The 12,819-nt window shown below is 54.4% G+C and carries 10 protein-coding genes; 8 read left to right on the top strand and 2 right to left on the bottom strand.

Translation table 11 applies throughout. From position 1 onward, the window contains the following. Nucleotides 1-21 precede the first annotated feature (21 nt). Complete coding sequence (gene secG, locus ACYVHB_RS03270; protein ID WP_461049560.1) at nt 22-468, top strand: preprotein translocase subunit SecG; 447 nt, start codon at nt 22-24, stop codon at nt 466-468. Nucleotides 469-658: 190 nt separating this feature from the next. On the opposite strand, the gene ACYVHB_RS03265 is transcribed toward secG, so the two are convergent. Beyond that, a complete protein-coding gene (locus ACYVHB_RS03265) occupies nt 659-1,366 on the bottom strand; it encodes a hypothetical protein (protein ID WP_461049558.1) in 708 nt (235 codons plus the stop codon). Nucleotides 1,367-1,615: 249 nt separating this feature from the next. Between ACYVHB_RS03265 and ACYVHB_RS03260 the strand changes: the two genes are divergently transcribed. From ACYVHB_RS03260 to ACYVHB_RS03245, 4 genes are all read left to right on the top strand, one after another. After that, a complete protein-coding gene (locus ACYVHB_RS03260; protein ID WP_080240116.1) occupies nt 1,616-1,912 on the top strand; it encodes a co-chaperone GroES in 297 nt (98 codons plus the stop codon). Between the two features lie 93 nt (nt 1,913-2,005). After that, on the top strand, nt 2,006-3,646 hold the full coding sequence (gene groL / locus ACYVHB_RS03255) for a chaperonin GroEL (protein WP_461049556.1): 1,641 nt from the start codon (nt 2,006-2,008) through the stop codon (nt 3,644-3,646). Between the two features lie 311 nt (nt 3,647-3,957). Then, a complete protein-coding gene (locus ACYVHB_RS03250; protein WP_461049554.1) occupies nt 3,958-4,326 on the top strand; it encodes a Uma2 family endonuclease in 369 nt (122 codons plus the stop codon). A gap of 98 nt (nt 4,327-4,424) precedes the next feature. Continuing rightward, on the top strand, nt 4,425-4,709 hold the full coding sequence (locus ACYVHB_RS03245) for a helix-turn-helix domain-containing protein (protein WP_461049552.1): 285 nt from the start codon (nt 4,425-4,427) through the stop codon (nt 4,707-4,709). Nucleotides 4,710-4,780: 71 nt separating this feature from the next. On the opposite strand, the gene ACYVHB_RS03240 is transcribed toward ACYVHB_RS03245, so the two are convergent. Further along, a complete protein-coding gene (locus ACYVHB_RS03240; protein ID WP_461049550.1) occupies nt 4,781-6,637 on the bottom strand; it encodes a M61 family metallopeptidase in 1,857 nt (618 codons plus the stop codon). Between the two features lie 108 nt (nt 6,638-6,745). Here ACYVHB_RS03240 and ACYVHB_RS03235 point away from each other — a divergent pair, with 108 nt between their 5' ends. From ACYVHB_RS03235 to ACYVHB_RS03225, 3 genes are all read left to right on the top strand, one after another. After that, nucleotides 6,746-9,835: a tetratricopeptide repeat protein gene (locus tag ACYVHB_RS03235; protein ID WP_461049548.1), complete on the top strand. Its 3,090-nt coding sequence runs from the start codon at nt 6,746-6,748 to the stop codon at nt 9,833-9,835. 110 nt (nt 9,836-9,945) lie between these two features. Next, nucleotides 9,946-11,622: a TonB-dependent receptor gene (locus ACYVHB_RS03230; protein WP_461049546.1), complete on the top strand. Its 1,677-nt coding sequence runs from the start codon at nt 9,946-9,948 to the stop codon at nt 11,620-11,622. 26 nt (nt 11,623-11,648) lie between these two features. After that, nucleotides 11,649-12,770 (top strand): HU domain-containing protein, encoded by a 1,122-nt coding sequence (locus ACYVHB_RS03225; RefSeq protein ID WP_461049544.1) that lies wholly within the window; start codon nt 11,649-11,651, stop codon nt 12,768-12,770. The last annotated feature ends 49 nt before the right edge of the window (nt 12,771-12,819 follow it).

The raw sequence follows: 12,819 nt of genomic DNA, 5'->3' as shown, positions 1-12,819 counted from the left end.
CGAACATTTAGAAACTTCCCTATGGTAACGACAGTAATTGTCCTTATTTGCATTCTCACCGTCCTCTTGATTCTGGTTGTGCTCATTCAAAACTCCAAAGGCGGAGGGCTGACGGGCGAATTTGGTGGATTAGGTTCCAATCAACTCATGGGCGTCAAGAAAACGACCGATCTGCTGGAACAGATCACCTGGGGTCTGGGCATCGGCATTATGGTACTCTCACTGACATCCTACATTCTAATCGACCGCAATCAGGCCACCGGTATTAACAGCGCTAACGTTGACCGGGCGCAGACCCAAACGCTGCCCGGTGCGGCTGCTCCGGCTCCAGTACCGGGTGCGGCTACTCCGGCCGGAACACCGGGAACACCAGTGCCCAGCGCAACAAACGGGGCCGCACCGAGTCAGGCCGCTCCAAGTGCTGCTACATCCGGCGTTTCGACATCGGCGTTAACACCCCAGCGGTAAGCAACTATATTAGGATAAAAAAAGGCTCTGACATCGTATCAGAGCCTTTTTTATACTCAGGTTGATGTTAGTCCCGTAAGGACGTGACAGCGAAGCGTCGGTAGGAAAACGTGCCCATTCCTATTCCATCGTTCCGTAGGGACATGACAGCGAAGCGTCGGTGAATGAATGCTGTTATGTCCCCCATCCCCTACGCCACGGCCTGCGCCAGCAACTGCCGGGCAATGGGCAGCAGCGTTTCCTGAACGGGGTACGTTCGCGTTGTTTCTAACCGATACGTAGCCGGGTTTGGCAACTGGCGGTGCCGACGAATAAGGTCGAGTTTGATGTTCTCGAACGTGTTGACCAAACTCGTGCGCACTGCTTCCACGTAGCGAAGCTGCACCATCCGACCGCCCGGCTCCTGATCGGAATAAAGCGTAAGTGAAAACTGATACACCTGCGCTTCGGACTGATTGGTTACGTACAACAGCAAATAGCCTTCTTCGGGGCGCAGCGGCATCAGCCCTACCGGCGCGAGTGTCAGCGATCCGGCAATGTCGGCCCAGCGTTGTTGACCCTCCGTGAGCATTTTCTGAAAACGGGGCAGGGCAAAATCCATGATGGCATCCATTTCGGTCATAAACGCCGGGTCGGTTACCTCCGGCTGGTACTCAATCCGGGGTGGCGGCCCGGCAATCCTGCTCACGCGCTTGGGGAAAGCAGCATTTAACGTACCTTTGCCCCTCGAAAAACGAACACCGTCGGCATAATGACTGCGCAGATCGGGCAAGTCAGGGCAAAGTTTATCAGCCGTAAAGTTCTGCTGAACGGCCTGTAAGTATGCCATCAAGACATATTTTTGATACTCAGCGTCGAGCCAGTTTTGCGTAAACCAATCAGACTGCAATTTTTTCATAACTCAGGCAAGCCACTTTAACTGCGTTTAACAGGATCAACTTAATGAACGCCGGGCAATCTGCCAAATTATGTTATGCAGGGACGCATAATTACCCGAACGGAGTGGTGGAAACTTGTCGAACGGCAGTATGTCAGGTAAAAGCCGGAAATTTTGACAGTCCGGCGCGTTGGCACAGTAATTGGCGGGCGGTTCGTTGTCGTGTAATGCATTACACAAGTAAATGTTAACCTTAATCATCTCATTATCATGGTAGCAGAAACGGAAAGCGTTAAAGTGAACGTGAAACCGATTGCCGACCGCGTGTTGGTCGAAGCCGCTCCGGCTGAAGAAAAAACCTCATTTGGCATCATCATCCCCGATACGGCCAAAGAAAAGCCGCAACGCGGGACGGTTATTGCCGTTGGCAGTGGCAAAAAAGATGAACCAATGACGGTTCAGGTCGGCGATACGGTATTGTATGGCAAGTACGCCGGCACCGAGATTACCGTCGAAGGTAAAGAGTATCTTATCATGCGCGAATCAGACATTTTCGCAATCCTGTAAAGCTTTTGTGTTTTCGAGTGCTTTTGTCTTTGCGTTGCAATTACCGAACCACTTAAAAACGAATCACCCAACAACTTTAAAAACCAAGCTACAATGGCTAAGAAAATATTTTTCGATACCGAAGCGCGGGAGCGCATCAAGAAAGGCGTTGACACCCTTGCCGACGCCGTTAAAGTAACGCTCGGACCTAAAGGCCGGAACGTTATTCTGGACAAGAAATTCGGCTCGCCGGTGATCACCAAAGATGGTGTGACGGTAGCTAAAGAAATTGAACTGAAAGACGCCATGGAAAACATGGGCGCTCAGTTGGTGAAAGAAGTGGCGTCGAAAACGGCCGATTCGGCAGGTGACGGCACCACGACGGCAACAGTATTAGCGCAGGCGATCTACTCGATTGGTGCAAAAAACGTAGCCGCTGGTGCTAACCCGATGGACCTGAAGCGGGGCATCGACAAAGCCGTATTAGCCGTGACGGCTAATCTGGCCGAGCAGGCGCAGACCGTTGGCGACGACTTCAGCAAAATCACGCAGATTGCTACCATTTCGGCCAACTACGACGAGGAAATTGGTACTATGATCGCCGAAGCCATGCAGAAAGTAGGCAAAGAAGGCGTCATCACAGTGGAAGAAGCCCGCGGAACCGAAACGGAAGTGAAAACCGTGGAAGGGATGCAGTTCGACCGGGGTTACCTGTCGCCGTATTTCGTGACGAACACCGAGAAGATGGAAGTTGAACTGGAGCGCCCGTTCATCCTGATTTCGGAGAAGAAAGTGTCGTCGATGAAAGAACTGCTGCCGGTGCTGGAGCAAGTGGCTCAAACGGGCCGTCCGCTGCTGATCATCGCCGAAGACGTTGATGGCGAAGCCTTGGCTACGCTGGTGGTGAACAAGATCCGGGGTGCCCTGAAAGTAGCCGCCGTGAAAGCGCCGGGCTTTGGCGATCGCCGGAAAGCGATGCTGGAAGACATTGCAACCCTGACGGGTGGCCAGGTTATTTCGGAAGAGCGCGGGTTCAAACTCGAAAACGCCACGGTTGATTACTTAGGCCAGGCCGAGAAAATTCTGATCGACAAAGACAACACGACGGTTGTGAACGGCGTCGGCGAGAAAGAGGACATCACAGGCCGCGTGAACCAGATCAAAGCGCAAATTGAAAACACGACATCAGACTACGACCGCGAGAAATTGCAGGAGCGTCTGGCTAAGTTGTCGGGTGGCGTTGCCATTCTCTACATCGGTGCAGCTACCGAAGTAGAAATGAAAGAAAAGAAAGACCGCGTTGACGACGCCCTGCACGCAACCCGTGCGGCTGTGGAAGAAGGCATCGTAACCGGTGGTGGCATTGCCCTGATCCGCGCCATTTCGTCGCTGGACGGCATCAACGCCCTCAACGAAGACGAGAAAACGGGTATTAACATCATCCGGCAGGCGCTGGAGTCGCCCCTGCGGACGATTGTTGCCAACGCCGGTGGCGAAGGTTCAGTGGTGGTGAACAAGGTAAAAGAAGGTACGGGCGGTTATGGCTACAACGCCAAAAACGACACCTACGAAGACCTGTTTGCAGCCGGTGTCATTGACCCGAAAAAAGTAACGCGTCTGGCGCTGGAAAACGCAGCCTCAATTGCGGGTATGTTGCTGACTACCGAGTGCGTCATTGCCGACGAGCCGGAAGAAGCATCAGCCGGTGGCGGTGGTATGCACGGCGGTGGTGGCGGTATGGGTGGCATGATGTAAGATCAGGTCAGCTTACAAGTTACCCACAAGTAGTATACGGCCCGGTTTCGAAAGAGACCGGGCCGTTTTTGTTATATTTAACTAAAAAGCAACTCGATGGAAGCAATCGAAGAACCGTCTGTAATGGCCTGGAACACCTTCTCCGACGAGGAGTTCTACGCCTTCTGCCAGCGCAATCCCGACCTCCGTTTTGAACGCGAACCCGACGGGAAACTAACCGTCGTGCCCAATACAGGCGGTAAGACTGGAAAACCAATTTTAAGCCTTATAGCTTGTTCTTTCCTTGGCTGGAAGAAAGTCAGAGTGGTAAAATGTTCGATTCATCAACGGCATTCCGGCTCCCGGACAGCAGTACCCGTTCGCCCGACGTAGCCTGGGTACGGCTTGACCGCTGGAACGCCCTCACCGAACGGCAACAGGAGCAGTTTCCGCCCCTTTGCCCTGATTTTGTAATTGAGTTGCTCTCGGCAACCGACGCGCTCAAAACGGTTAAGGCAAAAATGCTCGACGTGTGGATGCAGAACGGCTGTCGGTTAGCGTGGCTCATTGACCCTAAGTCACAAACAACCCATATCTTCCGCGCCAACGGAGAAATTCAAATCGTTGAAGGTTTCGACAAAACACTCTCAGACGAGGACGTTTTGGCAGGGTTTACAATGCTGCTGAGTCGGTTGTTGTAAGGGAGGCATGTTTGTTTCAAACAGCGTGAGGTAAGGATAAGCTACTACTATACAGCACTTTATAAAAATCTTTAGAAACCTTCGCAGTTGAATAACGTATGGAAACCGAAAAACGTAAACGCGGGAAACTCAGTCGGCAGGTTCCAGCTCGCATCGCGCCCCAACAACGTGCCCGTACCTTGAACCAAATGTCCATAGCCGACGCCTTGGAAGCTAAAGGCTGGAGCAAGAGCGAGTTTGCCTCCCGCATGAATCAGCGGCTTAGCGGTACGCAAAACTTCACCATCGACACACTATCTGACATTGAGGAAACGCTGGGCGTTCAATTGCTCGTGACGGATTGCAAACCAGCCGCTGACGCATCGGGGACTGGTGGTGCTTGAAGCATCAATCCGCCGGGTATTTGGGATAATGTGAGTCAGGCCCGGCGAATCGCCGGGCCTGTTGTGTTTCTCTACTTGATATACAACCACCGCTTATACAACGCCTTCTGCGCTTCGGTTTGGGTAGACAGCGGTTCCAGCCGGTAGCTGACTAATGGATTTTGCGTGAGTTTGACGGGCAATTCGCGGAGTTGGCCCGAACGGTTGATGAGCAGATTAACCACGTCGCCCACGCGCCGACCGCTGATAAACCGCAGCAGATCGTCGCCGACGCGGAAGCCGTTGACCGAAATAATCTCGTCGCCCACGTTCAGCCCATCGGTGTAGGCGGCTGAGCCACGCCGGACGCCCGCAACGGTCACTTTGCCGTTGACGACACTCGTAGCAGCGCCGAGGTAACCATCCTGCGCTTTAGCGGCCACGTTGATCAATTGAAGACCTACCGGCTCAAAGTAAGCGTTGTAGTTGATTGGGTCGGCGGTGTTGAGCGCAGTGGTGAAGAAGTCGGTCAGGGGGCGACCCGCAATTTGCTCGGCCGCCCGCCGGAACTCGTCATCGGTGAAACCGCGCTTCTGTTTCTTGTAATATTCCGCATACAAATACCGCATCAGGTCGTCCATGCTGCGTTCGCCGTTGCTACCCGCCAGAATCGCGAGGTTCAGCAGGCTACCGAGCACACTGCCCTTGCTGTAGTACGAAATCGTGGTGTTGGATGAGTTCTCGTTCGGGCGATACGCCTTTATCCACGCGTCCCAGCTCGATTCGGTTACCGGCTGAACACGGTTGCCGGGCTGATTTTCGATCTGCGTGATGTCGTTAGCTACGATGCCGAGGTAGGCGTCGGGCGTGTGAAAACCAGCCCGACGCAGAATATAATCTTCATAAAACGACGTGCAGCCCTCCGACAGCCAGAGCATGTGCGTGTAGTTTTCAGTCTCGTAATCGAACGGACCGAGGGCGATAGGCCGGATGCGCTTCACGTTCCAGAGATGGAAATACTCGTGCGCCACCAGCGTCAGAAAACCCTTGTAGTTCGATTCGGAGATGTAGGCTAAGCGGTTGGTTTCGAGCGTGGTCGAGTTGAGGTGTTCCAGCCCGCCCCCACCCGGCGGAATGTGGTGGACAATAAACGTATAATCGGTGCAGGGATGTTCACCGACGACCGTAGCCGCCGTTTCGCACACACGTTTGTAGTCAGCCGACAGGCGCTGCTCATTATACTCCACGTCGCCGTACATCGCCACGGTGTGCGGCACGTTAGCGGCCGTGAACGTAAACGTCTTATGGTTCCCAATCTCGATGGGCGAATCGACCAGAATGTCGTAGTCCGGCGCTTCGTACGTATAACCGGACCCGGCAACGGGTTTGAGACCGGTGGCGACGGCCTTCCAGGTTTTGTAAGGCTGCACTACTACCCGATGCGGCCCGTTTTTGAGCGCATCGACGTACATAAACACCCCGGCGGGCGTCACGTAGCCGTGGTCAACGTCTACAAAACTCGTGCGCACGGTCAGTTCGTTGGCGTAGACCCGGTAGCGAATCGTGAGGTCATTGTCGGCTGAATACACGCGCCAGGCATTTTTACGGATTTTGTCGCTCACGACGGGTTTGCCCGCAGCGGTGGCCGTAAAGCCTTCCACGTTTTTGGCGTATTCCCGAATCAGGTACGAACCCGGTGTCCAAACCGGCATTTTAATATCGACGTACCCTGGATTCTTTTTAGCATTGGCGGCAGCACTGTTTTTGATCTGCATTTCTACCTCAAAGTAGTGCGTTTGCGGCTCCGGCATCGAGAGTACGTACGTCACGCCGGACGACGGAGCCGGGGGTGTATCGTCGTCGGGTGGGATGGTAGCAGCGGGCGAGCGGTGGGGGGCAAAAAGTGTCCAGACAGTAAGTAAATACAGGAGCCGGGCGTTTTTTTTCATACGGAAACGTAAATAACTTCGTTTTTTGTCCAGATTTGACGTGGAATCTGCCAATTAGTCGGCGAAACTACGACGCATTCCAAGCATTCACAACCCTTGATTTCGTTTATGCCTCATTCTCAATCCCAGCCGGATCGACACCCATCAGGACAGTGCCCGTTACTTTCTTTTTTGGCTAACCAGTTGCTGTGCGTACTGATCCTTGGGTTGCTGTTTTCGCGGTCCGCTTTAGCCCAGCGGACGTTGAGTTACTCCGAACCCGATTACCACTACCGCAACGGCCTTGAATTGTTCGAGAAAGCCAATTACGCAGCCGCCCGCTACGAGTTTCGGCAGTACCTCGAACCCCGCCGGGGCGACGGCTCCCGAACATTGCTCAACACCACCGATCAGAACGCCGTAGAAGCCGAATACTACGTGGCCCTCACGAGCCTGTACATCGACGAGCCGGGGGCCGAACTGCTGGTCGACCGTTTCGTTAAAAACAACAGCCAGCACCCCAAAGCCGGGCAGTTGTACGGCGATCTGGGTACGTACTATTACACCCGTCAGGATTACGCCAAAGCGATTGACTTCTTAGAGAAAGCGGTGGCACAGGGCGGCAGTAACACGCGCCAGACAACGTACAAATACCAATTAGCCATCGCGTATTACAGCACCCAGGATTTGCAGAAGGCGCTTCCGCTGCTGAACGAGGTTAAAACAGACCCTAATTCGACGGATGCACCAGCCGCGTCGTACTACGCGGGCGTCATCAACTTCCGTAATAAGAACTACAACGAAGCGGTGGCTGACTTCCGGCGCGTGGCGACCAATCCGATCTACCAGAACCAGGTGCCCAACTGGATTGCGCAGGCGTTATACCGGCAGGGACGTTACGACGAATTGCTGGCGTACACGGAACCACTGCTCAAACGAAACAACGGTGCGAGTTTGGGCGAAGTGGCGCTGTTTACGGCTGAGGTGTTCTACGGGCAGAACCAGTTCGCCAAAGCGATTCCGTATTATAAACAGTATATCAGTTCGGGCAGTGCCAAAGCGCCCAACGCCGTGAAGTTCCGCTACGGGCAGTCACTGTTCAGGACCGGAGCCTACGCCGACGCCATCACGCAGTTAAAACCATTAGCGGGCGGCAAAGACACCACGGCCCAGTACGCAGCCTACACCCTGGGAGTCAGCTATTTGCAAACGCAAAACCCGACCTACGCCCTGACGGCGTTTGATCAGGCGGGACGGCTGTCGTTCAACCGGGCCATTCAGGAGGAAGCGCAGTTTAACCACGCCAAACTACAGGTCGACCAGAACAACGGGGCCGAGGCCGTGCGCGAACTGACGACTTTCCTGAAGCAATATCCCGACAGTAAATTTGAGAACGAAGCCAACGAGCTGGTTGGTGAAGCGTATTTCGCGTCGAACAACTACCCGGCGGCTATTGCCTACATTGAAGGATTAAAACGTCGGACGCCTAAGATCAACGCGACCTATCAACGGCTGACGTATAACCAGGGCGTCAACGATTTCAACGCCGAACGGTATCCGCAGGCGGTGGCCAATCTGGACAAGTCGCTGCGGTTTCCGGTCGACAACACCCTGCAACAGGCGGCCCAGTTCTGGAAAGCGGAGTCGTACTCAGCGGGCAAACAGTATGATACGGCCATTCCGCTCTACGCCAGCATCTCCAAAAGTAGTTCGCCGGAGTACGCCAACAAAAGCCTTTACGCACTTGGCTATGCGTATTACAATAAAAAAGACTACGCCCGCGCCCTCCCCTATTTCCGCGATTTTGTGAGTCGCGGGGGTGACGATACGGACGATGTAGCGCAGGTCCAGGATGCCACGATCCGGCTGGCCGACGCCTATTTTGCCGGTAAGCAGTACGAGAATGCCATGCGCTACTACGATCAGGCGATTGCCCGGAACGCGCCCGATAAGGATTATGCATCGTATCAGAAAGCTGTTATTCTGAGTTACGTCGGGCGCGATGTGGAAGCCAAAGCGCAGTTTGATCAGGTGCAGCGGCAGTATCCGAACTCGCGGTTCGTGGACGAATCCATATTTCAGACGGCCAATGTCGATTTTGAGAAGGGCGCGTATCCAGTCGCCATCCGGGGATTCACGCGCTTGATTCAGGACAAACCGAACAGTTCGCTCGTCCCGGCCGCGCTGCTGAAACGAGCTATTGCCTACGGAAACCTGCAGCAGTACGACCCCGCCGTAGCCGACTACAAACGCATTCTTGACGACTTTGGCGATTCGGAGCAGGCAAAAAGTGCCCTGTTAGGTATTCAGAACACGCTGAACGATGCCGGTCGGCCGGAAGAGTTCTCGCAGGTACTGGGTGAATACAAAAAGGAAAACCCGGGCAGCACCGACGTGCAGCGGGTTCAGTTCGAGAACGCCAGAAACATTTATTTCAGCCAGAAATACCCCCAGGCCATTCAGTCGCTGCTGGCGTTTATGCGGGAGTACCCCAGCAGTCCGGGCACGAACGAAGCACGGTATTACCTCGGCGAATCGTACCGGCAAACCAACGACCCGGCCAATGCCCTGCGTTACTACAACCTGGTCGTAGCCGACAACCGGTCCGACTTTTTGGTGCGGGCGGCTACCCGGGCGGCAGAACTGGAGTCGAAGCAGAAAAACTACCCCCGCGCCATCCAAAACTATGGAGTTATTCTGAGCAAGGCGGATGACAAAGCCGAGCAGGTGGCGGCTCAGTTGGGCTTGATGGATACGTATTTCGTCTACCCGAAACCCGATTCGGCGGCTGCCTTAGCTCGCGAGGTGCTGGCCGCTGGCAACGTGGTGCCGGGCGCTCAGAACCGGGCGCAGTTGATGCTGGGCAAAGTGGCGTTCGGGAAGGCCGATTACAAAACTGCCCAGACCGAACTGGAAAAAACCATCGCGCTGGCTAAGGATGTGAACGGAGCCGAAGCGCAGTATTATCTCGGCGACATCTTGTTCCGACAGAAAAAATACAAGGAGTCGGTCGCTACACTACTCAAATTTAATGAGTTATTCGCCGACTTCGAGTACTGGAAAGGTAAAGCGTTTATTCTCGTCGCCGATAATAATGTGGCTTTAGACGAACTGGCGCAGGCTAAAGCCGTGCTTAACTCAATCATCGAAAACTCATCCGACCAGACCGTCGTCGCCGAAGCAAAGCAGAAGCTGGCGGGGTTGGTGGCTAAAAATTAAATGATGAATGATGAACAGGTAGGTGATTTGGGCTGATGCCAGCCAATCACTCATCCGCACAGGCGGCCCCGATTCATAATTCATCATTAGAAATTCGTCCTACATCCACTATGATTGTACGTCCCCTAACCACCCTATCCCTTCTCATCTTTTCCACATCCCTCCTTGCCCAGCAACAGCCGCGCCCGGTGAAAGAAGGTGAAGTCGATAATCAGGAAATCACGGTTGAGAAAAGCCGGAAAATCGAACTGCCGCCCGCCAACCGGCTGTTCAACAAGATTCCGTCGGTTAAACCGTCGGCCGAGCAGCGCAAACTGACCTACGAATTTGAGGATCGGAAGCTGACCATCGGTGATCCACGAATCAACACGACGGTGCTGTCTCCCGCCACAACCCAACCCGACGAAACACCCGCCTATACTAATTACGTAAAGCTGGGCGCGGGCAATTACAGCTCATTTTTTGGTGAAGGATTCGTGGGCTACAACGCCCTGTCGAATGTGGCGCTGGAAGGTTCGCTGCGGCATTTGTCGTCGGGAATCGGCCCAGTCGACGGAAAAAATTCGGCCCAGAGCGACACGCGGGCGCGGGTAACGGGCAAGTACTTAACCGACGCGTTTAAGTTTCAGGCCGATCTGGGTTTCGACCGCAACGCCTACCGGTTCTACGGCTACAGCCGGGCATTTTCGGAACGGCCGGGTTTTAATCCAGAGTCGATCAAGCAGCGACTGAACACGGTCAACTTCCGGCTCGGCATCGAGAACGCCAACAGCGACAACGCCATCGACTACTCACTCCGCACTGGCATCACGAACCTGCGCGACCTCTTCAACGCATCCGAAACCGACTGGGGCACCAACTTCGCCGGGTCCCTGAGTATCACCGACAACGTGTTCGCGCTGATAGCTGCCGACGCCTACGTGACGCAACGGTCCGACGGTCCGCTGGTGGATAATCGTAACCTGTTTCGGGTAAAGCCAACGTTCAAGTACGTGTCGCCCAAGCTAACGGTCACGGCGGGTTTAAATGCGGTGAACGAGACCGACAAACGGCGGGGTGTCAACAGCACCCGCGCCTTTCCGGTGGTTGATATTGACGTGGCCCCGGTGGCCAATGTTCACTTTTTCGCGGGCGTTGATGGCGACATTAACCGGAACACACTGCGCTCGTTTCTGACTGACAACAAGTGGCTTGCACCCGAAATACAATTGCGTAACACCGTTAAGTCGCTGGATATTTACGGCGGCTCGAAGGGCGCGCTGGGGGGCGGCTTTTCCTACGAAGGCAAAGTATCCTACGCCACCTACCGGAACTTCTCGACCTTTAATAACGGCATTCCCGACACCACAAAATTCGCGATCCTTTACGACGGCGGCACCTCGCGGGTGCTGACCATTTCGGCCCAGTTGGCGTACGCCCAGAAAGACAAATTCCGGTCGACGCTCAAAGGCGACTTTTTCCGCTATGGTCTCGACCTCCTTCCCGAAGCCTGGGGGCGCCCGCGTTTGGCCGGAACCTGGACCAATTCATACATGCTGAACAAAAAATTGTTCGTCACGGCTGATTTGTATTTTTACGAGGGTATCAAAAACCGAAACCTGGTTTCCAACCGCACCTACACCCTGAAACCTATCTACGACGCCAATCTAAAAATTGACTATTTCTTAGGGAAGCAAGTATCGGCTTTCGTGTCGATCAACAACATCTTTGGCCAGAATTACCAGCGGTATTTGTATTATCAGCAGCAGGGGCTTAACTTTCTCGGAGGAATCAGTTATTCGTTCTGATCACCCACCCCTAACCGCCTGCTGCGATGGCTTCCGTAAAAGACTACCTCAAAAAACTGCTGTACCAGTATGACTGCGTCGTTGTACCTGAATTAGGTGCTTTCCTGACCAACTACCAGTCGGCCTCGTTTACGGAATCGAGCGGTCTGTTTTTGCCCCCCCGCAAACGCGTTGCGTTTAACGAAGCACTGCGGCTGGACGACGGCATTCTGGCCAATTACATCATGCTCCATGAGCCAGTTACCCGCGAGGGCGCTCAACAGCACATCAGCCAGTTTGTGGCTGAACTTCGTCAGCAGGTAACGGAAGCGGGCCGGTTTGACCTCGACGGCATTGGTACGTTCACGGGCAACGAGGAAGGAAAATTGCAGTTCGATCCCAGCCTGCGGCATAACTTTTTTGGGGAAGCCTACGGCATGAGCGCCATTTCGGCCCAATCGCTAACGACGCAGGCGCTCGACGCGGTCGTTGTTTCAGCGTCGACGGCGGTGGGACCGGTTCTGGTACAGGACGATGCAACCACACTAACACCACTGCCCCGGTCACGGCCTTATTGGTATGCAGCGGCTGCTATTTTGCTGGTTGGATCGCTGGGCCTGATCAGCTATTTTTCGGTAATTAAGCCGGGGCAACCATCGCAAAGCAGCCTCGATCCGGGAACGCTGCTCCGTGCACCGTCTTCGTTCTTCGAGCGTTCGGCTGGCGCACCAAAAGCGGTTAAGCCGGTCAAGCCATCTACAGCGACAGCCGACAGGAAGCCGACACCGGTGGCAAAAGTTCCGGAATCAGTCATTGTTGCCTCTGTTCCCAAACCAACGGCACCGGCGACCGCAGCCCCAGTACCAGTGGTCACCACGGTCAACCAAAAACCGGTTGAGGTTACTCCGGCTGCCGTTGCCAAATCGACGCGGACAACGCCCTATTTCACGGTCATTGCCGGTAGTTTTTCGAGCAAACGTAACGCCCTCCGGCTAAAGCGTCAATTGCAAAAGGCGGGTTACGCGGACGCCTTTATCCTTGTACCCAGTCAGAAAGGTCAACTGTATAAAGTAGCCGCAGCGGGTTCAGCCAATCGGGAAGAAGCGATGGCCGGTGTCAGCGCTGTCAGCGGAATCGCGGGTACGGCAGCCTGGATTTATAAGAATTAGTCAATAGCATCAAACGCACCACGTAAAAAGGCCAGCCGGTTCGGCTGGC

It is taken from the genome of Spirosoma arcticum (assembly GCF_054779955.1).
The sequence above is the reverse complement of the archived record's forward strand: the minus strand, read 5'-3'. Positions and strand labels throughout refer to the sequence as shown.